22 protein-coding genes and 1 pseudogene are annotated in these 22,708 nt (G+C 68.4%); 10 read left to right on the forward strand and 13 right to left on the reverse strand.

Annotation, left to right across the window (positions count from 1 at the left end; translation table 11 throughout):
- The first annotated feature begins 256 nt into the window (after window positions 1–256).
- The 4 genes from AB0B68_RS22500 to AB0B68_RS22515 all read left to right on the forward strand — a co-directional run bounded on the left by AB0B68_RS22500 (window position 257) and on the right by AB0B68_RS22515 (window position 2,535).
- Window positions 257–700 carry a YbaB/EbfC family DNA-binding protein gene (locus AB0B68_RS22500; RefSeq protein WP_357262386.1) on the forward strand — a complete coding sequence of 148 codons (444 nt, stop codon included), beginning with the start codon at window positions 257–259 and terminating at the stop codon, window positions 698–700.
- On the forward strand, window positions 687–1,007 hold the full coding sequence (locus AB0B68_RS22505; protein WP_355006515.1) for a type VII secretion target: 321 nt from the start codon (window positions 687–689) through the stop codon (window positions 1,005–1,007). Before AB0B68_RS22500 ends, AB0B68_RS22505 begins: the two co-directional genes overlap by 14 nt.
- A gap of 134 nt (window positions 1,008–1,141) precedes the next feature.
- Window positions 1,142–2,197: a WXG100 family type VII secretion target gene (locus AB0B68_RS22510; RefSeq protein ID WP_357262390.1), complete on the forward strand. Its 1,056-nt coding sequence runs from the start codon at window positions 1,142–1,144 to the stop codon at window positions 2,195–2,197.
- Window positions 2,197–2,535 (forward strand): hypothetical protein, encoded by a 339-nt coding sequence (locus AB0B68_RS22515; protein WP_357262393.1) that lies wholly within the window; start codon window positions 2,197–2,199, stop codon window positions 2,533–2,535. The genes AB0B68_RS22510 and AB0B68_RS22515 overlap by 1 nt, the downstream gene beginning before the upstream one ends.
- 138 nt (window positions 2,536–2,673) lie before the next feature.
- Here the strand turns inward: AB0B68_RS22515 and AB0B68_RS22520 are convergent, their stop codons facing one another.
- The 11 genes and pseudogenes from AB0B68_RS22520 to AB0B68_RS22570 form a co-directional block, all read right to left on the reverse strand.
- Window positions 2,674–8,646 carry a DUF4011 domain-containing protein gene (locus tag AB0B68_RS22520; protein ID WP_357262397.1) on the reverse strand — a complete coding sequence of 1,991 codons (5,973 nt, stop codon included), beginning with the start codon at window positions 8,644–8,646 and terminating at the stop codon, window positions 2,674–2,676.
- Window positions 8,647–8,750: 104 nt separating this feature from the next.
- Complete coding sequence (locus AB0B68_RS22525; protein ID WP_357262400.1) at window positions 8,751–9,167, reverse strand: DUF2267 domain-containing protein; 417 nt, start codon at window positions 9,165–9,167, stop codon at window positions 8,751–8,753.
- Window positions 9,168–9,350: 183 nt separating this feature from the next.
- A complete protein-coding gene (locus AB0B68_RS22530) occupies window positions 9,351–10,034 on the reverse strand; it encodes a hypothetical protein (protein WP_357262403.1) in 684 nt (227 codons plus the stop codon).
- Window positions 10,035–10,308: 274 nt separating this feature from the next.
- Window positions 10,309–13,656, reverse strand: a complete 3,348-nt coding sequence (locus AB0B68_RS22535) for a type ISP restriction/modification enzyme (RefSeq protein ID WP_357262406.1) — start codon at window positions 13,654–13,656, stop codon at window positions 10,309–10,311.
- A 180-nt stretch (window positions 13,657–13,836) separates the two neighbouring features.
- A pseudogene (locus tag AB0B68_RS22540) lies at window positions 13,837–14,025 on the reverse strand (hypothetical protein); the annotation flags it as partial.
- Between the two features lie 135 nt (window positions 14,026–14,160).
- Complete coding sequence (locus tag AB0B68_RS22545) at window positions 14,161–14,631, reverse strand: hypothetical protein (RefSeq protein WP_357262409.1); 471 nt, start codon at window positions 14,629–14,631, stop codon at window positions 14,161–14,163.
- Window positions 14,632–15,189: a hypothetical protein gene (locus AB0B68_RS22550; RefSeq protein ID WP_357262412.1), complete on the reverse strand. Its 558-nt coding sequence runs from the start codon at window positions 15,187–15,189 to the stop codon at window positions 14,632–14,634.
- Complete coding sequence (locus tag AB0B68_RS22555) at window positions 15,182–15,670, reverse strand: hypothetical protein (RefSeq protein ID WP_357262415.1); 489 nt, start codon at window positions 15,668–15,670, stop codon at window positions 15,182–15,184. Before AB0B68_RS22555 ends, AB0B68_RS22550 begins: the two co-directional genes overlap by 8 nt.
- Window positions 15,671–15,676: 6 nt before the next feature.
- Complete coding sequence (locus AB0B68_RS22560; protein ID WP_357262418.1) at window positions 15,677–15,988, reverse strand: hypothetical protein; 312 nt, start codon at window positions 15,986–15,988, stop codon at window positions 15,677–15,679.
- A complete protein-coding gene (locus tag AB0B68_RS22565; RefSeq protein ID WP_357262421.1) occupies window positions 15,985–16,383 on the reverse strand; it encodes a YbaB/EbfC family nucleoid-associated protein in 399 nt (132 codons plus the stop codon). The genes AB0B68_RS22560 and AB0B68_RS22565 overlap by 4 nt, the downstream gene beginning before the upstream one ends.
- 59 nt (window positions 16,384–16,442) lie before the next feature.
- Window positions 16,443–16,841, reverse strand: a complete 399-nt coding sequence (locus tag AB0B68_RS22570; RefSeq protein WP_357262424.1) for a hypothetical protein — start codon at window positions 16,839–16,841, stop codon at window positions 16,443–16,445.
- Window positions 16,842–16,956: 115 nt separating this feature from the next.
- On the opposite strand from AB0B68_RS22570, the gene AB0B68_RS22575 reads away from it, so the two are divergent.
- Genes AB0B68_RS22575 through AB0B68_RS22585 form a run of 3 tightly spaced genes read left to right on the forward strand, consistent with a single transcriptional unit; the run spans window position 16,957 to window position 20,222 of the window.
- The gene (locus tag AB0B68_RS22575; protein ID WP_357262427.1) at window positions 16,957–17,229 is read left to right on the forward strand and encodes a hypothetical protein; all 273 of its coding nucleotides are present in this window, start codon (window positions 16,957–16,959) and stop codon (window positions 17,227–17,229) included.
- Window positions 17,222–17,833, forward strand: coding sequence for a DUF6879 family protein (locus AB0B68_RS22580; RefSeq protein WP_357262430.1), 612 nt, complete (start codon window positions 17,222–17,224; stop codon window positions 17,831–17,833). The genes AB0B68_RS22575 and AB0B68_RS22580 overlap by 8 nt, the downstream gene beginning before the upstream one ends.
- Window positions 17,834–17,882: 49 nt before the next feature.
- Window positions 17,883–20,222 (forward strand): tetratricopeptide repeat protein, encoded by a 2,340-nt coding sequence (locus tag AB0B68_RS22585; protein WP_357262433.1) that lies wholly within the window; start codon window positions 17,883–17,885, stop codon window positions 20,220–20,222.
- A 27-nt stretch (window positions 20,223–20,249) separates the two neighbouring features.
- Here AB0B68_RS22585 and AB0B68_RS22590 read toward each other — a convergent pair whose 3' ends face one another.
- Entirely contained in the window at window positions 20,250–20,501 is a 252-nt protein-coding gene (locus AB0B68_RS22590) for a hypothetical protein (RefSeq protein ID WP_357262436.1), read from the reverse strand.
- Entirely contained in the window at window positions 20,498–20,800 is a 303-nt protein-coding gene (locus AB0B68_RS22595; protein ID WP_357262439.1) for a DivIVA domain-containing protein, read from the reverse strand. The genes AB0B68_RS22590 and AB0B68_RS22595 overlap by 4 nt, the downstream gene beginning before the upstream one ends.
- 231 nt (window positions 20,801–21,031) lie before the next feature.
- Here AB0B68_RS22595 and AB0B68_RS22600 point away from each other — a divergent pair, with 231 nt between their 5' ends.
- The 3 genes from AB0B68_RS22600 to AB0B68_RS22610 all read left to right on the forward strand — a co-directional run bounded on the left by AB0B68_RS22600 (window position 21,032) and on the right by AB0B68_RS22610 (window position 22,655).
- Window positions 21,032–21,919, forward strand: coding sequence for a helix-turn-helix transcriptional regulator (locus AB0B68_RS22600; protein ID WP_357262442.1), 888 nt, complete (start codon window positions 21,032–21,034; stop codon window positions 21,917–21,919).
- The gene (locus AB0B68_RS22605) at window positions 21,912–22,115 is read left to right on the forward strand and encodes a DUF397 domain-containing protein (protein WP_357262445.1); all 204 of its coding nucleotides are present in this window, start codon (window positions 21,912–21,914) and stop codon (window positions 22,113–22,115) included. Before AB0B68_RS22600 ends, AB0B68_RS22605 begins: the two co-directional genes overlap by 8 nt.
- Window positions 22,116–22,223: 108 nt before the next feature.
- Window positions 22,224–22,655, forward strand: a complete 432-nt coding sequence (locus AB0B68_RS22610; protein WP_357262448.1) for a hypothetical protein — start codon at window positions 22,224–22,226, stop codon at window positions 22,653–22,655.
- The last annotated feature ends 53 nt before the right edge of the window (window positions 22,656–22,708 follow it).

Below are 22,708 nucleotides of genomic sequence, written 5' to 3' on the forward strand. Positions count from 1 at the left end.
GCAGTTTCGGTCGTCGAGATGCGGGTTTCTGCGTCATATGTCGCGCCAGAAACTGCAAGATCGCGCCCCGACTTGGTCGATCATGGAGTTGTGGTGCCTGATTTAGCGCCGTACCGGGCGCTTTGTTACCCACCACAAGTCCATGATCGACGGGGCGGGCGCGGCTTGACGGGCCGTTTGCTTCGCCTAGCGAAACTCCTTGGCGTTCGATCCTGTGGGCAGGCACGCAGTGCGACTGATTGGTAGCGTGCCGGTGATGTTGCCGGTTGTCGCCGGCAGCGGTCCCCTGGGGAGGGTCGACGTGTGGGCGGACGACGCTGCGCTCGACGCGGCGGAGCGCCGGCTCGACGAGTGGGAGACGTCGCTCGCCGAGCGGGCGACACGGGCCAAGACCCTGTCGGCGACGATGCGGGGTCTGACCGGCACCGCCCACAACACCGACCGGACTGTCGACGTCACGGTCGACTCAGCCGGCCTGCTGATCGACCTACGGCTCGACGAACGCGTCCGGCAACAACCCGCGGCGCACACCGCTCGGCAGATCCTGGAGACCACCGCTGCCGCGCGCGCCGACCTGCTTCGACAGGTCAGCGTCGCAGCCACGGAAGCATTTGGCGGCGACGCGAGCGCCCAGGCCATCATCGACTCGTACCGCAGCCGGCTCCTCCCCGACCAGGGATCGAACGATGCCCGCCGGTGACGGCATCCAGGTCGACCCGGACGACCTGACCGCCCACGCGGCCCACCTGGACCGCTGCGCCAGCAGCCTCGACACCGCCCAGCAGGCAGGCCAGCACGTCCGATTGGGCACCGACGCCTACGGGCAGCTTTGCGCGATGATGCCGGTGCTGCTCGACGGCCTCCAGCGCACCCTGGTAGACAGCATCGGCGCCGCCGCCGCATCGGTACGGGACACCGCCGGCAAGCTGCGCGTCGGAGCCGACCGCTACCGAAGCTCCGACGCCCACGCCAAGCAGCTACTCGACGGGGTGCGGCGACACAGGTGACGTCGAACCCGCTCGTCGCCGCCGCTGCGGACACCCCACCCAGCGCCTGGGCGGGCGTGTGGATCTGCGAGGACATCGAACTCATCGCCCAGGGCGTCCGCACCGGCAGTTGGGTCGACGGCAGCCTCGGCGTCGTGAGCGCCGGCCTGGACGCCCTCGCCCTCGTCTCCGACCCGGTCGGTGCCCTGCTCCAGTACGGGATCGCCTGGCTCATCGAACACGTCAAGCCACTCAGCGAGGCGCTGGACTGGCTCGCCGGCGACCCGGCGCAGATCACCGCACACGCGCAGACCTGGCGCAACGTCGCCGGGTCACTCCGCGACGACGCCGCCGAACTGGCACGCGCCGTGCGCACCGACGTCGCCGGCTGGGGCGGCAGCGCCGGCCCCGCCTACCGCGCCTGGACCGCCGAACAGCAGCAGGCCATCACCGGCCTCGTCCAGGGCGCCGACACCATGGCCGCGATCACCGAAGGGGCCGCCGGCCTGGTGGCCGCCGTCCGACTCCTCGTCCGCGACGCCATCGCCACCTGCGTGTCCCGCATCATCGTGTACGCGGGCGAACTCCTCATCACCGGTGGGCTGGCCGCGCCGCTGGTCGTGGAGCAGGTCACGACCTTGGTGGCGTCGTGGGGTGCGCGGATAGCGCGGTTGTTGCGCGGGTTGCTGGCCAGCCTGCGGCGGCTGATTCCGGAGATGCGTCGGCTCGGCGACCTCATCGAGAAACTCAAGCAGGCACTGGGACGGCTCCTGAAAGGTGAGGCGCCGCCGAGCCGAACCATGCCAGAGCCTGAGCCTCCTCGCGAGAGACCCGGCCATGGCGTGACGGAGCAGCAACGGGTCCACGATCTCGGCATGGATCCGGCCACCGGGCGATTTCGTCCGGGCGAGGCGGAGACAGCGGTCCGTTTGGAGCAGGAGTTGGGCGCGAAGCTGCAGCGCGCTCCGGCGGACTCCTCTGCCGACTGGGTCGACGAAGCCGGTCGGACCTACGATGCGGTAGGCAACTTCCCGGCCCAGTTCTTTGACCGGCAGTGGCCGCAACTGCAGTATCAGATCGAGCGACATTTAGACAAAGCAGACCTGGTGCCGGTGGACGTCGCGCAGTTCAACCCGGAACAGGTGGCCCGTATCGAGCAGTTCATTGCGGACCGGAGTCTCGGTCCGCGAGTATTCATCGTGGGGAAGTAATGGCTAGCCTCATCGTGCTGAAACCCGGCGTCGACTGGACCGCGACCGGGGGTTTGTTCGACTGGACGCTGGAGTTCCTGATCTCCCGCCTTTCGGACCGACAGACCGCCGACCGCCTGCAGGAGATCGTTGACAACAACCTCGGGTCGTTGTGGATCGACGACTTACCTGCCGCCGCACAGCAGGAGATTGTCAACCACTGGCGCAACGGGCTGGTGACGGCTGGCGAGCGACAACTGCCGGAGACCGAGCACAAGGTCGACGTCCTCCGTCGTCTACAGGAGTTGGTTGACGCCACCTATTCCGCAGGATTTTCCGAAACGCGAGAACCCGAGTAGCCAATGAGCCCTCGCGGCTCTGCCACCGGCCGCACGATTTCCAGTTAGCGCGCGAGAAAAGACGACAGGTCGACGTCATCCGCCGTGACCAACCCGGTACTCACCTCGGTCCTGTTGCCGATACGAGGTTGCCTGTCGTCAGCAGCTGGTGAGGCGACCCTCCTGGTCGTACCGGAGGCGACCGCTGGTCAGGGCGACGTGCAGCCCGTAACGGAGCAGCTTGTCGATCTTTTCGGTGCGTCGGCGGTAGCCGAGCCGTTCCAGGCCGGCGCGCAGCAGCCGCTCCTCGTCCATGCTCTCTACAGACTGCAGCGCGTGCACGAGGGCGTTGGCCACCTCCTCGGGTGGCACCTCCTCGAACGCGCGGTCGTTGCTCGCCTGCGTGACCCGGAACCCTCGGTAGGTCTGCGGGTCGACGCCATCGGGCCAGGCGTACCGACTCACGGTCGGGTGCGTGTAGAGGCGGCGGGAGTCGACGAGGGAAAGTACGGCGGTGCGTCGGTCTTCCCGGGTCCGGAGGAAGCCGAACCGGGCGAGAGCGAGGCGTGCCAGCCGGTGCTGCTCGATGGGCCCTTCCGCCTCGATGATGTCGCGGAGCGCGTTTCGCATCAGGTCACGTATCCGCTGGTCGGTGGCCAGGAGGTCGAGGTCCGCCTGGTCTCCGAGCGAGGTTGGGGCGTACGGGACGAAGGGGCTTGCCGTGATGGTGTCGGCGGTCGACGCCACCGTGACCGGCACGGCGGCGAGTGCGGTGTCGGGTGCCACCGACGCACCCCGAAGGGGCTCTTCGTCGACCGCGAGACGCGGCTGCGGCAACTCGGCGGCCGGTGCCGGGCGTGGCTGCTCCACGGCCGGTGCGGGGCGCGGCTGCGGCAAATCGACGCTCTCTGCGACCGCCGACAACTCGGATTCGGGTTCGGCGGTCGTGGAGGTCTCGGCTCGGGTGACCGCGTCGTCGACCCGGTCGAGTAGCGCCGACCGGTCGTGGATCCACGCCGGCAGCCAGAACCGCACGACCTCCGGCCAGCCCATGATCGAGCGGAGGAGCGTCGGTGCGGAGTCCCGGTCGGCCACCGTCGGGCGGGCGCTCCAGTCCGGGCCGTCGAGCATGACGGCCACCTGCCAACGGGAAGAGCCTGGTCTGCGTACGGCGATGTCGACTGTGAAGTCGGAGAGGCCGTGTGAGGTACGGACCTCGTGGCCGCGGTCGCGCAGCGCCGCGGCCACCTCTTCGCGGATCCGGCTGCGCCGCTCGGTGCGGTCGGTGGTGAGGTCGCCCAGACGGTCCGCGCCGGCGGCGGCCATCTCGCAGTACGCCCGCAGGTGCTGTGTGCCCAGCGCCGACGTACGGGACAGGTCGATGTCGGACGGGTCGAAGGACGAGTAGAGGATGACCTGGCGGCGGGCGCGGGTGATGGCCACGTTGAGCCGCCGCTCGCCGCCGGCCTGGCTGAGCGGGCCGAAGTTCAACGGGAGCTGACCTGTTTCCAGGTTGGTGGAGAAGGCCAGAGAGAACAGGACGACGTCCCGCTCGTCGCCCTGCACGTTCTCCAGGTTCTTCACGAAGATCGGCTCCGCGACCGCGCCGGAGAGGTGCTCGCGGATGATCGGATCGGTGCTCTCCTCCAGCAGGTTGAGGATGAGGTCCCGCTGCTGGATGTTGAAGGTGACCACGCCGACGGACTGGGTGGCGGTCGCCGGGTCGTGCAGCCGCCGGGTGATGTCCGCGAGGATCGCCCGTGCCTCGACCTCGTTGGTGCGGGATCCGCCCCGGTCGTACTGGCCCTCGACGCGCCGCCAGCTGACACCCGCCGAGCTGGCGGCACCGGGCGACGGGAGGCTGGAGAGTTTGTTGTCGTAGTAGTAGCGGTTGGAGAAGGCGATGAGGGATTCGTCGTGGCTGCGGTAGTGCCAGGACAGCCACCGTTGCGGCAGTCCCGACTCGACGGCCTCGCTGAGGATGCTTTCCAGGTCCTCCGGCACCGGGCCGTTGCCCTCGTCGACCTCGTCCACGCTGTGGCTGGCCTGCATGATGCTGCTCGGCGGCATCTGCCGGGAGTCGCCGACGACCACTACGGCGCTGCCCCGACCCATCGCGCCGATTGCCTCCGCGACGCGGATCTGCGAGGCCTCGTCGAAGATGACCAGGTCGAAACGTTGGCTCCCCGGTGCCAGGAAATTCGCCGCGGACGCGGGGCTGACCAGCACGCACGGGGTCAGTGCGAGCACCGCGTCCGGGTACTGCTCGAACAGTTCCCGGAAGGACCGTCCGCCCCGCTTCCGGCGCAGCTCCGCCGCGAAGTCGGCGAAGCGGCCACGCCGGTCGGTCGGGCTGAAGGGGCGGCGACGGACCAGCACCGACGGCAGCTGCGTCGGCAGCGCGGACCGAAGCTCACCGGCGGCTGCCTCGAACTGGCTGATCTCGTCGTCGTGCAGTTCCGGGTCGAAGTACTGAAGGCCGCCGGCCCGTACCCGCTCGGCGAGGGACGCCGTCGCGACTCCCCGCCGGTAGACCTCCTCGGCGAGATGCGCGGGCACCTCGGCGCGCAGCAGCTGGTCCCGATAGTCGCTGAGACCGGCCGAGGCGAGCACGTCGGCGTGGGCCAGGACGGTCGCCCATCGGCGCAGCGGGAACAACTCCTCGCTCTGCAGCTCGTGCAGCCAGGCCGCGCCGTCGCGCTGCCAGGCGTCGATCCAGTGCGAACCGCCCGCCCACAGGGTCAGCTCCGGCCCGCCCGAGCGCAACACCCCACGCCAGGCCCGCCATCGCGAGGCACATCGGTCGAGCATTGCCGCGTCGGCATCGGTGAACCCGCTCTGGAACAGCTCCCAGGCCTGCGGGTGCTGGCTCAGCAGCGTCCGGCCAACCCGGGTCGCCTCGACCGCTTCCGTCAGCCGCTCCTGCGCGTTCGGGTCCGTGGGCAACCACTGCGACAGCCGCAGCCCACCGAGCCCCAGCAGGTGTTGGTGGAGCGCGGCGGCCTGCGCGCGGGCAGCGACCAACCGGCCGGTGAGCACCTCCACCTGTTCCACGTCGAGCGTGGCGCCGGCGACCAGATGCACCGCCAACCGGTCCGCGATGGCCTGGCGGCGCTTGCCCTTGCCGAACAACCGCTTCGCCGCCTCCTGGGCCTCACCGTGCCAGGCCGTCAGCTCCGGTCGGGCGAACACGTCCGGCCGGAAGGTGGCCAGCTCACCGGCGAAGCCCTGCTGGAAGGCCGCCAGGTTCGCCTGGAAGCGGGCCACCGCCTCGTCCCACCGCCGGTCGCTGGCGTGCACTGTGGTCTGCCGGTCCGGCAGCAGTCCGCGTACGGCGAGCCAGGCGCCCGCCTGCAACTCGCTGACGGTCTCCGGGGCGGGCAGGGTCCGCAGCAACCCGACCAGACCGGGGTACGCGGCGAGGTCGGCGCGGAGGCGTTCCAGCTCACCGGCGATCTCGGTTACCGCCGCGCCGTGCAGCCCGTCGAGGGTGCGGCAACCGCTGAGCGCCCACGGGTGCGCCGCCCGGAGCCGGGCCGACCGGGCGGCGGCGGGGAACTCCCGCAGTGTCGTCTCGACCTGCGCGCGCGCCGGGGCGGGTGCGTGCAGATAGGCCACCGGGATCGGGGCGACCGGGCCGTCCCCGTACGCCAGGGTCTGCTCGTAGGCCGACCAGAGTGACATCCCGACGGGGTTGGTGGTGTGCACCTGGGCCGGGTACTCGGTCAGTGGGGCGAGCCGCGTCCGGTAGGCCGTCTCGACAGCCGTCCACGTGCCGTCGCCGCCCTGGTCGTACTGGTCGAGGGCGTCCCGCAGCTGCTGGCGGATCGCGTTGAGGGACTGCTTGCGCCCGTGCAGGTCCAGCGCGAACGGCCCGAGGCCGATCTGCTTGAGGCGGCGCTTGACCACCTCCAGGGCGGCCTGCTTCTCGGCGACGAACAGCACCGACCGGCCCGAGCTGACCGCGCGGGCGATCATGTTGGTGATGGTCTGGGACTTGCCGGTGCCCGGCGGGCCTTCAAGGACGAAGGAGTGTCCGCGCTCGGCGCGCACGATGGCCTGCATCTGCGACCCGTCGGCGGGGATCGGCAGGTGCAGATCCGCCTCATCGACCATGACCTCGGCGTCGTCGGGGCGGGCCGGATCGTCGAACGTGGCGCCGGAGGACTCGACCAGGTGCCGGACGACCGGGTTCTCCATGAACCGGGGCCAGTGGTCGGTGAGGTCACGCCACATCTGGAAGGTGGAGAACTGCAGCAGTCGAAGACTGGCGGTCTCGTCGATGCGGTAGTTGAGCCGGTTGTCGAGCAACCCCGTGTTGATCGCCGCGAGGGTCTTGGCGATGTCGATGCCGTGCTCGTCGAGGACCGGTCGCTCCAGCTCCGGGATCCGCACGCTGTGCTTGACCCGCAACCACTCGATCAGGCAGTAGTTCGGGCTGGCGACCTCGGTGCCGTCGATGACCATCGCGTACGGGCGACGGCCGCTGCCACCCTCGATGCGCACCGGTAGCAGGAACAGCGGCGCGTACGCCTCTCCCCCGGTCGCCTTCGTGTGGACCAGGGTGCCGATGGTCAGGTAGAGGTAGTTGCTGCCGGTCTCCTGCTCCATCGTGCGCGCCTCACGCTGCAGCGCGCGCATCGCCGCCTTGTAGCGGGCGTCGGTGACCGCGCCGTAGACCCGCCGGTCGGTACGCAGCTCCCGGGTCAGGATCTCGGCGTCGAGGTCCTGCGCCCGACGTGACCCGGCCAGCTCGTGGACCTGGCTGATGTCGTCCTGCGGGATGACCTGCACCTGACGGCCGTCGTGGATGAGGTCGTCGAGCAGGGCCAGCGCACCGGCCGGCACGTGCAGGTCCAGCCCACGGCCGCGCTTGGGCAGGTTGAGCAGCGGGTTACGCAGGCTCAAATCGAGCAGCGACTTCTTCCACTGCTGGACGCGCGCCGGTGACCCGTCGGACTGCTGCGGCGCCTCCTCGCCCTCGTCGGCGAACTGGCGCAGCTTCGCGGAGGCGACGCCGGGCGGAAGGTCAAGGGACGCTGTTGTCTCCGGCGTCGCCTCGGCCTCGACCGCGGCGGGCGTGACCAATTCGTCGGGCGACGGAAGCGGCTGAATGCCGGAGCGATGGGCCAGGTGGACGTCGACGACGCCCTGCATCCGCTCACCGTCACCGCGGAAGTGGCCGAGCCCGACGCGTACCGCCTCGGTGAAGGTCGCCGACTGCGCGCCCGGCCCGATGCGGGTCAGCTCGACCGGCACGGCCCGGCCGGAGTCCACCATCGAGATCAGCAGATTGGTCTCGGTCACGGCGGCCGATCCCAGCCGCTCCTCCTCCAGCAGGAAGCCACCGAAGGCGTGCCCCGCGCTGATGAAGACGAGCGGGTGCAGCCCCGCCGCCTCCAGACACGCGGCGTACGTGACGGACAGGTCGAGGCAGTTGCCGAGCCGCCCGTCGAGGACGGCCGCTGTCGTCCGTACCTTCTGGCCGGTGTTCTCGAACGACGCCGGCAGGGTCTGGTAGGTGATCTCGAGTTGGCGCAACGCCTCGTACACCGCGCCGGCGATCAGCGCCGCCCGCTCCGAACCCTCCTGATAGCCCTGCAACGAGCCGGAGCCGGTCCGCGCGAGCAGGAGCTGGGCGGCTGCCCGCAGGACCGCCTCCACCGCCCGGGTGTTCGGCTGCACGAAGGCCGCCAGGCTGTCGTACAGGGCGGGGCTGTTGAACCACTCGTTGTGCGCCAGCACTCGTGACGGAGCAACCAGCCGCAGAGTCTCCTCCTGAGCTTGCACCCGGAGGGTGTAGTCGACCGGGAACGCCTCGTCGGTGCGGTACAGCAGCTTGCGGTCGGGCGTGAGGTCGCGGAAGTCGTCCCAGCTCGTGCTCGCCCCCGGTCGCAACGGCGCGGTCAGGGTGCGCGTCCACGGCTCAGTCAGCGCCCCGTCTGGGCCTAGCAGTTCCAGCGTCAACGTGACATCCGTCAGCGGCACCGCACCCCGGTTGACCAGCGTGAGGTGACGCACCAACGGCACCCGGTTGTGCACCAGGGCGGCGTTGATCGCCGGCTGCACGATCAGCCCAACTTCGAGCTGGTCGTCGTCGGCGGTGAACTGCGCGAAGACGCTGTCGGACATGGGCGTTTCTCCAGGTGGCACGACCAGGGAGAGCCAGCCTACTGGTCAACCGACCGGTGGAGAGGGTCCCGCCCGCACGACGCCGCGCTGCCACCTGGAGCGTGCTACCCGGAGCGCCGCCGGCTATCGGCACCTACCGGTTCGATCACCTGCCGGAACTCCTTCGGAAGCTGGGCCACCGCATCGTTGAACTCGTCACGGGAAACAGCCTCACGCAACGTGGTGAGCACCGCGCGGACCCCGGCACCGGCGAGCGCACGGTCGACGGCGGGAGAATCCGCCACCCGGCGCACGAACTCGTCGAGCCCGTACGACTGGGCATGCTCCTGCCTCCTGTGCGGTGGCGGTTTGCGCAGGTGATTGTCGAGCCCGTCGGGAAGCTGGTAGGCAAGGTCCTCGGCCTGGCCGGCGCTGATCCGATCCGCCAATGTCTCCAACGTCGCGCTGGTGAGCGTCGCCGCCTGATCGGTCGACACCTTCGCCCGCGTGGCCACTTCGTTGATGAAATCGTCGTATTCCACCTGATTCTCCTCTCCGTCCCGATCGCCGTCGCACCGCCGGTTACGAGCCCTGTGCCGCTATCGCACACGTCACCTCTCGGGTGCCGGGCGAACTGGTACCTCGACAGCGTCCTGGGACAGGGGGTGACCCTGCCTCATCCCCATCGGGCGAATCACCAGGGCGCGACGTCCGATGCACACAGCTCAACGGTATTGACGCTGCTGGGCAGCAAGGGTCTCAGACCTCACCTCCGTTGGAAGCTCGACCACCTCGACTTCTAGCCCGAACCCGCGCAGCGCCGCGGCGGCCCAGGAGCGCGCGGTCGTGAAGTGGTGGGCCGCCTCCGGGTCGGAGAGGCAGAGCACCAGGCGCGGCGGGGTCGGCAGCGACGACGCCACGAACATCAGGCGGAACGCGTCGGCAAGCACCTTATGCTTCTGGGCGGACTTCGGCGGCCCCTGGTGTGCCCACGCCTCGACGAGGACGGTCAGGTTCTCGTCCGCCCCGTCGACCTCGACCCGGGACCCATCCTCCAGCACGAACCGCCGAGGGTTCAGCGCGCAGCCCAGGCGGACGCCAAGCAGCCCGAGCATCACGCTCTCGGCGTGCCGTTGCACCGCGCTGTCGCCGGCGGTCAGTGCCGGCCGAGTCTCCTGCCGCACGATCGGCGCCGACGTGCGGCCTCCCCCCGGAAGTTCGTTCACGATCTTGCCGGCAGGGCCGACGTATCTGCGGAGCCGACGGCTCTGCTCCAACCGGCGGCACACCTGGTTGATCGTCTGCCGCGGTTGCACGTCGAGCCGTCGGGCAAGTTCATCGTCGTCGAGCGGCGTCCTGGTGCGCAGCAACTCCTGCACCACCCGCTCCGCGATCGTTAGGCCCTTCATCGACATCTGTTTCCCTTCATTTGGCTCGTTCAGCTCGGAGCAAGCAGCGAATCACCATGGCGCACTGCGGCGACATCCTTGATCTCGATGGATCGGCACGGGCGGGCGAGCTGTTGGCGAAGCTGCACCAGAGCGGCTACGACGTCACCCGCATCGAAGCACTGGGGCGGTGAGAGTCCCGATCCCGAGACGGTACGACGGCTGCTCCGCAGGCACCCGCTACACCTGTTGACGTTTCGCCATGCGATCGGATGGGTGCATCGATGGAAAGCCGTCAGAACAATCTCGGGCTGCGCCTTTCGTCAACCGTGGTGAGCTTGGCGGCTCCCTGTATCGGCAGGACGCCACCGGCCGCCAGGTCTACGACAGAGATCAGCCGACCGGCGCAGATGCGATCCAGTAGTTCCAGCTGCCGCGGTTCGACAGCCACGCAACCGCCGAGCACCGCGAGGATCTCCAACAGCTCGTCAGTGAGGTCGCTACTCCACCGGTTCAGTTCCTCGTCATCCAACGGAGAGGATCGACGTCGGTGGCGTTGGTGTGCGCAACGATAGTTGAACCAGTGCCGGAGAACTCTCATCCCACCGACGTCGTACTCCCAGACTCGACGGTGAACGGGAACGATGCGCCCGCTGCCGACCAGCAACGTCTCGCTGTCCGCGTCCCAGGAGATGCTGTCGGGGAGGGCTCCCGGCTCGTCCAGTATCGCTGCCCGCACCTTCGGCGCCGCCCCATCAACAAAGTCGCGAAACGAGGTCGGGTGTGCTGCCAGGCTTATCTGCCCGAAGGTGTGCAGCCACAACACCTCACGACCGATCGACACCGCTGCGGCCCAGAGTTCGGCATCCGCGGTCAGCGGCACCCGAACGCCGGGATGCTGCAGTTCCTCCCGAAACCGCTCGGTGTAGCCGGGGTGGGCGGTGACTGCGGCGACGTAGGCCATCATGTCGGCCGCCGCCACCTCGGTACCGAACGTCTCGGTCAGCATTACGCACAACCCTGGGGCGATGTTGGGCCGCTCGGTCGAGGTATCGCAGTAGAGCGGGAAGACCCGCCCGCTGCGTCCGTTGTAGTGATCCAGGTCAGGTATCAGCTGGGTGAAGGTGACGCCCGGACCGCTGTCGATCGGGTGGCTGTTCTGCTCGGTCAGGTAGATCTGGTGTGGCGACCGGACTGCCCACAGCGGTGGTCGTGGCATCACCATTAGCCGGCTGTCCGCCAGCACCCACTGTCGATCGAAGGAGCGGTAGGCGACCCTCACGGCCGTCGGCGCCGGGCCCGTCTCCGCAGCGAGCGGCCCGGCCGATGCCGGCAGCCCGGGCAGCGGACGGACGACGCTGTCGAGCGTGCGGTCCCGGGACTCGGGCAGCATCCGCCGGCGCAGGCCCTCCCCCGCTTGGATGAACCTGCGCCAGCGGCGGCTAAGGGTGTCGGCGTCCGGGGAGTAGATCCAGGTCCGTCCTGCCGTCACGCCGCGGGACGACTCCGGAAAGAGCTGCTTCAGTCCTGGATAGCGGTCCCAGTCGGTGCCGGAATCCGGCAAGAACGGCGCCCGCCATTCCACACGGCATTGGTGCCACGTCGGGTCATTGAGGCACAGTTCCTGCAGCCGCCGTAGCTTGTTTTCCCTCGCGCCGGTCAGGGCGACCGTCCTGACCGTGGCCGGAGTTGTCCGGTCGCCCTGTCCGTAGCGGGCGAACACCGCAACGCACAGCTGCCGCCCGATCTCCGGCCCGAAGAGGCGGGTGTGCTGCTGCGGCCGGTTCCCCTCAGGGGAAAGCTCGATGATCCACCCTTCGTCGCAGGTCCGCCGGAGGTATTCCCGCATGCCCTCGAAGGACTTGCCCTTGACGAAGCTCGACGGCGTCACGAAGGCCACGATTCCCTGTGGCTCCCCAGGGTGGGCCTCGAAGGCCTTCCACAGCGCCCAGCGCCAAAAGCACCATGGCAGCCCGTAGAGATCCGACTCGTAACGGCCTCCGCCAGGCACTCGAAATTCGTCGAGCGAGGGCCGATCGGGACGGGTCCCCGGAAGAAGGGGCGTCTTCCGCCGCTCTTCGATCCATGGTGCCCGGCCCCGGGTGTTCTCCACGTGCGGAGGATTGCCCACCACGACCATGACCGGCACTTCACGTTTGATCCGGTTCGCCTCCGAGCGGGAGCGATCGATGACCCGGTACGCCGCCGTCCGCAGCCGGCCCTGCTGAGTATCGGGATCTTCCAATGCGTCGGTGAGGAACCGGTACTCGGACGGGGGAAGTTCGGTTTGGAATTGTGCCTTCATCGCCTGATGCAGCCGAAGTTCGGTGACGGCGTAGGGCGCGGCCTGGATCTCGAAGCCGACGAGGCGTTGTTGGAAGAACTGCCGCAGCCGTGGGCCCCGCGCACCCGCGCCCTGCTTGGCGTCGATCGTCGCCGATACCGCTCGTAACACCTCAACGAGGAAGGTTCCGGTACCCATGGCGGGATCCACGACAGTGACATCGTGGGCGGCGAACCCCCACGAGCGATCGAATCTGTCACGCAGAATCTCGTCAACGAAGTCGACGACAGCGCCCGCGACGGGCTGCGGGGTGTAGAAGGATCCGCTGCGCCGTCGCAGCGTGGGGTCGTAGGTGGACAGGAAACGCTCGTACAAGTCGGCGTGGATATCGCGCCGCCCATTGTCGATGCTGCTCCAGTCGACACAACCGATAACCCGCGACAAAGTGTCGATCATGCGAAGCTCGTAGGCTGCGTCGTTGTCGGTCAGCACCGCCAGTGCCCGGCCCATGAGCGAGTGCTTCTTGCCGAGCAGACGTGCGATCTCGTGGAGCGGGGTCTCGTCGAAGACGATGCCGTCGACGCGCGCGAGGAGGAGCGCGAATGTGACGGTCTGAGCGTAGGCGTCCGCGAATCCGGCGTCGTCCAGATCGGGAAAGAGCAGCTCGCGCCAGTCGTCTGCGAGCAGCGACAACTCCTCGTGGGCCACATCGCGGGTGGGGTCCGCGAGGATCGCGCCGACCTCGTCGCGCAGCAGCCGGCACAGCCCGGCGACGATTCGAATGAGCTGGGCTAGCGTTCGCGGCTGTTCGGGCTGCCACAGCAGAAACTCCTGGATGAGAGCTTCGAACTCCGGCCCGGTCGCCCGCAGCGGGCGCCGACCGCCGGAGAGGTCGCCTTCCAGGTGGACGACGGAGCCGGCCAGTTCTCCGTAGGTGTATCGCGCCCAGGCAATGCCGTCGGAATAAAGGACGTTCGGTAGGGCCTTCAGCTTCTCCCACTGCAGGCGCTCACGCTTTGTGGGGCGACGCCAGGTCGAGGGGACCCCATGCCCGTCGGCCTTCAGTTCGACGTACCCCACGCGAACTCCGCCGACGTCCACGGCGAAGTCGGGGCGCGCGCGCACCACGTCGAGGCGGACCTCTCCGTAGGGAACCGCGTCGACTCCCAGCTGCCGGCCCATGCGACGAAGCAACTCTTCCAGAGGACTGCGCAACTGATCCTCGGGATCGCCACCTCGACCGGTCTTCTCGGCGACTCGGGCACCGAAGGCAGCCACTGCCTCGGCGGTGGGATCGGGAACGAGGCGCAGCTGACGGGCACCGGAGGGCGTATGACGGCGACGTGCGGGACTACCCATGAATCCCCCTGCAGCCATGGGCTGGCCCTCCAGGATTGCCGACGCTTCACCCCGGACACATCCTGCAATCGCTCGATAGCCATACGTGATTTTGGCTCGTAGAATCGCTAACGCCTATGTCCGCACCAGTAGTGAAAGCACGCGCATCCGCGCCGCAGGCATCTCGGGTTGAACCGGCCGTCAATGGCGCCGGCGGCGGCAGCAGGGGCCGTCGTGGTCGTCCCGGAGCAGGCAGCGCCGGCCGCCAGGCATCAGCAGGTCGCAGAAGACCCGATGGCGTACGTTCTGGTGGTCCTCAGCGGAGACGGTGGTCTCCCCCAGTTCGGTCTGCGGCAACACCAGAAGCCAGCGGACGGTCACCCGGGCCAGGAGCTACTCGGCGGGGGGGGCAGCCTGTGCCTCACGCCCCGCCGGGCTCGCGGATCAGGCAGACCGGCGAGTGCTGCGGGCAGACCACCGGCGGTTTCGGCGACAGTCAGAGCCGGTGCCGCAGGGCCTATTCGGTCACCAGTCGCGGGCCCAGTCCGGTGGCGGTACGACGGTGAGTAGCGGCTCACCGTTGATCGGTTCGAGGGCGTGCATCACCCGGAGGTCCCCGTCGGCTGCGGCGTCCTCGTCGGTGACGACACGACCACTGCTGCCGTCGGTACTGACCAGCAACCAACGGTCAGGGTGGATGCTGCCGTCGTCGACCAGCGCCCGCACCCCGAAGGTTCGGGCGAGAGTGGCCGCCAGCTCACGCTCCCCCTGGCCGGTGGCATCGGCGAGTTCAGCGTCCCCAGTCAGGATCCAGCCGAATCCCTCGTCCTCGTCGGGGGGATTGAGCATGACGATCGGCCGCGGGTCATCCACCGCTCGGTCTTCGATTCGACCGATGTAGACCGCATCAGGTGAGATGCCGTAATCCTCGTTGAGGAACCGCTGAAGAGCAGCTGCGGGCAGTTCCTTCTCGAAGTGGATCTGATAGCGCAACACTTACCCCCGGTAGCTCTTGTGGTGGCGGAAGACATCCAGCGCCCGCTCCTGCGCGGCCTCGGTCAGGAACGGATTACGGGCCATCGCGGCTCTCGCCTTCTCGATGTCGCCGCCAGCGGCAATGTACTCCTTCAGCGCGCCGTACTCGGCGCGGTTCAATTGCGCCAGGCCGGGACCCGCCTCAGGAAAAACGGTGCCGCTCGGCTCGACCGCGTAGGTGCGACCGTTGACCTGATAGCGCTGTCGATCTGAGTCCCAGGTGGCGCGACCGGCTCCGATGTCGTCCAGGTCCTTGGCGACGTCCGTGCCGGGCAGGACGACAGTGTTAACTTCCTTCGCGGGGTTCTTTGGCCGGATGCTGTCCAGATTGTGCCGGGGGTGCGGCGGCTTGAGAGGGATCTTGCCGGCAGGCCCGGGGACGGCTCTTCGGGCCGCATCAGTGGCGTCACCGGCGGCCTTCGGCCCGACCTCCCTGGCTTCGCGCATCGACGCCGACGCCGCCTTGGCGATGATGCCGGAGGCGGCCTCGCTTCCCGCCTTCCGACCCCGCCTACCCAAGTACGATCTCCAGCGCCTGCCCGATCAGAAAGTCGATGGCGATGTCGATCAGCTTCTTGAAGATGGGGATCTCCAGCAACGAGGCACCCAGGGTCGGCCCGGCCGTGGCGATGGCCTGAACGATCGCGATGGCCAGCAGAGTCAACTGGACGATGACGTTGATTTTCAGAGCGAGCACCGCCATGGCACACAACAACAGCGCGGCTCCGACTGCCCGCGCTCCGGTGCCGATCCCCCGCAGCACGTCCGACGCAGAGTCGGTGTGAGCCCACTGGGCACGGAAGGCCTCCAACGCCTCCCCGTGGTTGTCGCTGAGCATTGCGGCGGCCTGACCTGCGGCGGTCGAGACGCTGTCGACTTCGGCCCCGAAGGCGATCCACGCCTGGCCCAGTTCGAATAGTCGGTCTTCGTCGCTCTCCGGCCAGATGTAGCCGAGTTCGTTCAGCAGGCCGGACAGCTCCCCCGGAATCTGGATGCCCATCGTGGGTCAGCCCAGCGCGCGGAACAGGTCGGCGTTGTCTTCCTCGACCTGGTCATAGGCGTTGCCCATGCCGACCAGGCCGTCAGCGAAGCCGCTCAGGGCGTTGAGGACGGAGGTGACCGATCGCTCTGCGACCTGGTTGGCGGCTTGGTAGGACACGCCGATCAGGCCACCGACATCGTCGGCACCGAAGATGTCTCCCATCCCGTCGGCCGTTGCGCGAAGTTGCTGCCACCGCTCGCCAAGCTGATCTGCCGCCGTCCGCACCGCCTCACCGGCCTCCCGTAGCTGAGCCGGGTCGACGTCCAGCGGTCTCATCGGCGGGGCTCACGTAGCAGCGCCACAACGTCCTGCAACGTCTGGCTCATCTGGGCCATCTGTCGGATCGACCGGTCCTGTACCTCGTGGAGGCCGCTCGCCAAGGCGTCGACGTCGACCGGCTGCCCGATGGCGGGCTGGCCTCCTCGCAGGACGTCGAGTGCCTCGTTGACGGCGGTCATCACATGCTCGGCCAGCTCCCACGAGGGCAAGCGCATCAGTCGTGGGTCGATCATGAACGAGTCGAGTCTGCCGTCGGTGATGGTCGCGGTGACCAGCCCGTCGGCGGCACTGCCATGGGCGGCAGGGACCTCATGGGAATCGGCGAGGGTTTCCGGGCGGCCGGACCGCACGGCCTCCAACGCCCGACGCGTCTCGGTCAGCAGATCGTCCATCGAAGACAGCTCACGTTCACCTACCACAACACGGGAAGATATCAGCTCAGTACGCAGCGTCAGTGCCGAGCGGGACCGTCGCCGAGATGGATTCCGCCATGGACATCACGCGCCTGCACCACTGACCCGTGCACGTCACCGGAGACCGAGTTGGCGACGCCGCCAGCACCTTCAGCGACGGTCGCCTCGACCTGCGACCACCGAGATCGCAGCTCGGCACCGAAGGCCACGTCGCGGCGCGACTCCCGTTCGAGCAGCTCGGCGAGGCGGCCCATTGCCTCATGCGAAGGCTGTTGCAGGGCATCCTCGACGACGGCACGGGACGCCGGCTCGTGCTGAAAGCGGCTGCGAAGAAAGCCGATCAGGGAGGACACGGCCGCCCGGCCACTCTGGGCCAGCTCAGTGGTCGCCCAGGCAACGAGCGTCGTCGCCGCGGTCACCATGATCGGGTCGGTCACCACTCCGCCTCCCGCCATCGCCCCGGATCGCGAAGGCGAACATCGGGCGCCAATAATCAAGGAGCCTCGATGTTACCTTGGGTGCTCGCGCGAACACCTGACCTCGGAGGTCACCATGAGCGGACAGCGTTGGGAAGCGGACCCTACCGCCGAGCTCACCCGCCGTTGGGGTAAGTCCTCCCACGAGCTGGGCAACACCTCCGGCGACGGCAGCTGCCCCGACGTCTGGGAGTTGAGCAACGGCGACATCGCGGTGATTGGGCAGGACCTCACCGAGGTCTACCAGGGACGGCTTCCCGCCGACGTCTCGGTGGATCCTGGCGAGCGACTTATCATCATTCCCCGGTCGACATTGATCGCGGCGAAGGTGGACATACCTGATGCATGACCTGTTCCACGGGGACCCTGGCGAGCGGCTCCGGCTGGAGGACTACTGGGCGGACTTCGACGACCGGTTCTGGCGGACCGGTGCTCCGGGCTTCTGGAAGCTGGAACGGCAGCAGACCTTCAAGGAGCCTGGCGACGAGGGTTGGCAGGCGTTCGCTGACGGCCGATGGGAGGATTCGCTGCGGATCCTCGACGCACGCCGCCCCGATTTCCAGAGCTACTACCGGCGCATCGCGGAGAACGGGTTCGCCACCCGCCGAGTACGAGTCGTCGAAGAGCCACTCACGCCATATCTTCAGTGGGAGCTGCACGTGCTGCGGCTGCGGCACGAGTACGGCGGTCTGACCCGTGTGGTCGGCGCGGACGCGCCCGCGGCAGCCGAGTCGGGCGGTCAGCTGCCGGAGATCTACACCCTCGGCACCGAGGTGATGTACGAGGCCGTCTACGACGCCGACGGAGTGTTGGCGGCTGCCCGCCGCTGGCGCGACCCCAAGTTGGTGGCAGGCTGCCAGTCCTTCATCGAGTCCCTCTACCACCGCGGTGAACCCCTGGACGAGTATTTTGCCCGTGTGGTGGCACCGATGGGACCTCCCCACGCGGGGTGATGAGGTGGACGGCGTCGGTTCGGACGAGCCTGGGCAGCAGCCGGCTCAGGTGAACCGGTCCGATCTGTCCGGCCCGGCGGAGCTGGTCCAGGCCCGCGACGTGTACGGCGGTGTGCACTTCCACGGCGAGGTGGCATCCCAGGAGCGACCGCAGCAGCTCCCCGGTGACGTACGCGGTTTCGTCAATCGGGTGGAGGAGCTGCAGACACTCAACCGGCTGCTGACCGAGGGCGATCAGAGCGTCGATGTCAGCCTGTCCGTGATCACCGGGACGGCCGGCGTCGGTAAGACCTCAATAGCCCTGCGCTGGGCGCACAGCGTCCGGAGCAGGTTCCCTGACGGGCAGCTCTACGCCAATCTGCGCGGTTACGATCCGGGGGAGCCGGCGCAGCCGGATCAGATCCTCGACCGCTTCCTACGGGCTCTCGGTGTTCCGCCCTCGGCGGTGCCAGCGGATCTGGATGACCGGGCGGCGCTGTACCGCTCGCGTCTGGCCGGCCGGCGCGTACTGGTGCTGTTGGACAACGCCGCATCGGCCCGGCAGGTGCGCCCGCTGCTGCCGGGCACGGACCGTTGCCTGGTCGTGGTCACCAGTCGGAACATGCTGTCCGGGCTGACCACCCGCGACGGCGGCCGACGGCTGACGCTGCGCATCTTGACCGAAGACGACGCCGTCACTTTGCTACGCGACATCACCTCGCCCTACCGAAGCGGCGATGACCCCGCCGAGCTGACCGAGTTGGCGCGACTCTGCGCCCGGTTACCGCTGGCGCTGCGCATCGCTGCCGAGCGAGCGGCGAGCCGGCCGTTCATGCCGCTCGGCGAGCTCATCCAGGATCTGCGCGACGAGTCGGCCCTGTGGGACGCCCTCACCGCTGAGGAGGACGAGGAGTCCGATGCCGTGCGGGCGGTCTTCGCCTGGTCCTATCGCGCCCTGAACCCGACGTCCGCGCGGCTGTTCCGGCTACTCGGGTTACACCCCGGCCCGGATTTCAGCGCCCCGGCCGCCGCCGCGCTGACAGGTGTGCCCCTGCCCCAGGTAAGGCAGCCACTCGACGCGCTGGTCAGCGCACACCTGTTGGAACTGAGCGCTCCGGGACGCTACCAACTCCACGACCTCCTGCGCGCCTACGCGGTCGACCAGGTCCGGCACCTGGAGAACGCGGAGGATCGGCAAGCCGCGCTGCGCCGTGAGTTGGACTGCTACTTGCACACCGCCGACGCCGCGCTGACCCGCACGCAGCCGTTCTACCGGACCGTACCGTTGGATCCGCCGACCGACGTCACGCCGCTCACCTTCGCGACCAACGCCGAGGCGGACGCCTGGTTCGACGCCGAACGGGACAACCTGGTAGCGGCAACCCGCGCAGCCGCCGAGGCCGGGCTACCGCGGATCGCCTGGCAACTGGCAGCGCTGCTGCGCAGCATCTTCATGCATCACAACGCCTTCGAAGACTGGTTCACCACCGCCCGGATCGGGCTGGCCGCAGCCCGCACGCTGGGCGACCGGCATGGCGAGGCGGAGGCGCTGGAGAGCCTCGGCAAGGCCCACTTCCAAGCTCGCCAACTCACCGAGGCCGCCGTACACCACCGGGCCGCGTTGGTCATTCGACAGGAGATCGACGACGAGTACGGCACAGCCGTGTCGATCAACGCGCTCGGGCTGCTGGGCCTGCGCCACCGTCACCTCACCGAGGCGCTCAGCCACTTCGGCGAGAGCCTGGCGATCTTCGAAAGACTCGGCAACCAGCGGTGGCAGGCCTTGTTACTCAGCAACCTCGCCGAGACCCGCTACGAGCTGGGTGAGCTGACCGAGGCGGCGGCGCTGTTGGAGCGGGCACTCGCGGTGCAGCGGGATATTGACGACTGCGGGCAGGAGGGCAACTCGCTCTTCTTCCTGAGCATGACCCTGCGGGAACTCGGCCGTACCGAAGAGGCTCTTGCCGCGATCGAGTCGGCCGTGGCCATCGCCGAGGGCGCAAGCCAGGTCTGGCTAGGACACTGGCTGGTGGAGTACGCACGGGTGCTGCGCGCCTCCGGCCGACCCGCCGAGGCGCTGGAGGCCGTGCACCGGGCGGCCACGATTCAACGTCGGCTCGGTGACCGCAGCCGCGAGGCGATGGCCCTCGACGGCGCCGGTGAGGCGTACCGGGAACTGGGGCAGGCCGACGAGGCGATTGCCTTCCACCTGCGCGCGGCGGTGGCGCATCGGCAGCTCGGGGACGATTGGCAACTTGCCCTGACGCTGAACCGTCTGGGCGGCGCGCTGACGGCGGCGGGTCGCGCCGAGGAGGCCGGCCAGCACTGGCGGGAGGCGCACTCACTGCTGGCCAGGTTCGACGACGCACGTGCTGCCGCGCTTCGCGAAAGCATCGCCGCGTCGTTTTAGCTCTGCCTATCTCCGGCTTCGCACGCCTCACCGACGCAGGCGGCGGGAGCAGTCGCCGTCGTGGCCGTCGCGCAGGAGGCAGCGCCGGCCGCCGGGCAGCCGCAGGTCGCAGAAGACCCGGTGCCGCACGAGCTGATGGTCCTCTTCGGAGACGGTGGTCTCCCCCGGGTCCGTCATCGGCAGCACCAGCATCCAGCGACCGATGGCCCGGGCCAGGCGTTGCGCGGCAGGCAGGTCGGTGGCAACGACTGGCAGGTGGACGACGTAGCGCTGGCTCACCGGGCCTGTCCCCGCTCGTTGCGGGCCCGGGCCTGATCGGTCTGCCAGCGACGCAGCCCGGACTTGATCCGGGCGGTCTCACGGCGACTCTCGGCGAGAGCGGCGTAGACGGCGGCCATGTCGACGGCGACCCGGTCGAGGAAGGCGCACACGTCGTCGGGGTTCAGACCGCGACGTCCGAACCCGACTGGCGCAAAGCGGCGCTCACGGACCTGCCACGGCAACAGACTGGTGTACGCGGCGGAGCGGTAGGTCGCACCACCGCTCGCCGTCCCTGGCCGCTGGTCTCTGGCGTTCATGTCTGCCTGCCTTCCTGATGCGGAGAGGGCGAGGGGTTGGGGGAAGCACGGCGGCCGGTCGGGGGGACCGGACGGCCGCCGTGCTGTGATCAGCCTGCGACAGTCCGGAGTGGAAACGCAACGTTCTAAACCGCAATTTCGCTGTTGTGCATTGACATTCTTTGCTGAAACCCGTAGGAGTTGCAGGCGTAGGTCACGCAGTGTTGCGTGATGGAACCAGGGAGTGTGCGGATGCCCGAAGACATCGGATCGACAGTGCCGCGCCGGCAACTCGGCCGGCTGCTGCGACAGTTCCGCAACGAGGCCGGGGTGACGCTCGACGCCGCCGCCGAAGCCCTCGAATACAGCCGGCAGAAGATCTGGCGCCTCGAATGCGGCCAAGGCTCGGTCCGAGTGCTGGACGTCAAGGCGATGTGCGAGCTGTACGGGGTGTCGCCGGAGATGACCGAGGCGATGCGCGGGCTGGCCGTGGAGACGAAGTCGAAGGGCTGGTGGCACGCATACGGCGATGCAGTGCCGAACTGGTTCGAGCTGTACGTGGGCCTGGAATCCGCCGCTTCGCGGCTCAGAGGCTTCGACGAGTCTCTGATCCCCGGCATCCTGCAGACCAAGGGCTACGCCGACGCGCTGATCCGGCGCGGCAGGATCCTCAGCGACGAGGAGAGGGAGCGCGCCGTCCAAGTAAGGCTTCAGCGGCAGGCGCTACTCGTCCGGCGGCTTCCTCCGGCGCCACGGCTGGAGTCGGTGTTGTCAGAGGCAGTGCTTCGACGCACGGTCGGCGGCCCCAACGTCATGACCGCGCAAATCGACCACCTACTCAGGGTGTCAGAGCTGCCGAATGTGTCCGTCCGAGTGCTACCACTGGCTGCGGGGCCACACCCCGGCGCGGTCGCCGGTACCGTCATGATCCTCGACTTTCCGCCCACCAAGGGCGGCAGAGCAGCCCCGGAACCGTCGGTCGTCTACAGCGAGTCGCTGACCGGGGCGCTCTACCTCGACAAGCCTGACGAGTTAGCCGCGTACGAACGCGTCTGGGGAGGGCTGGATGCGATGGCCCTCGACGAGGCAGAATCGAAAGACATGATCAAGAGGATATCCGGGGAGATGCGGCATGACTGACCTGACCGGCGCCGTCTGGCGCAAGAGCACCCGCAGCGGCGACAACGGCGGCGCCTGCGTCGAGGTCGCCGACAACCTGCCCGACATCGTCGCCGTCCGCGACTCCAAGGATCAGGCCGGTCCGGCTCTCACCTTTTGCCCAACCGCTTGGTGCGCCTTTGTCGGCGGTGCCCGCAACAACACGCTGACCCGCTGAAGTCGTACGCCTCCTTGGCCACACGGACGTGGGGACGGCCCTTGCAGTCCGATGCACGGGACCAAACGGCGGGTGACTCGCGAACTGTTCTCACGCGAGACTCATGCAGTGACTCATCCCGATCCCTACCAGCAGTGGCAGCCAGCACAGACCGAACACCTACCGGTCCCGGTTGCTCAGCAACATCCCGCTCCGGTCCCGATGCAGCCGGTTTACGTCGGACCGCAGGCGGTGCTCGTACCTCAGAAGTCTGCCGGTGCTGCCGTCGCCCTTGAATTGATCCTGGGCCTCTTCGGCATCTTCGGCGTGGGCAACCTGTATGCCGGTCGAACGTCTTCGGGTGTGATCCTGATGCTGTCCTTTTGGGGGTTGTTCTGGATCAACTTCTTCCTCATATTCGTTTTTATCGGCATCGTGACGATGCCCCTGACCTGGATCGCCTACCTGGTCCTGGGCCCCCTACTCGCAGCCCGTGGCGTCGAGCGATACAACACCAGCGTTGTCGCCGGCACCCACGCAGCGATCACGCGCTCCTACTGAACTGGGCCCACCGAGCGTCGAGCGACAGTAACCGATCCACACAGCCTGGTGAC

This window comes from Micromonospora sp. NPDC049049 (genome assembly GCF_040649115.1).
GTDB lineage: Bacteria > Actinomycetota > Actinomycetes > Mycobacteriales > Micromonosporaceae > Micromonospora.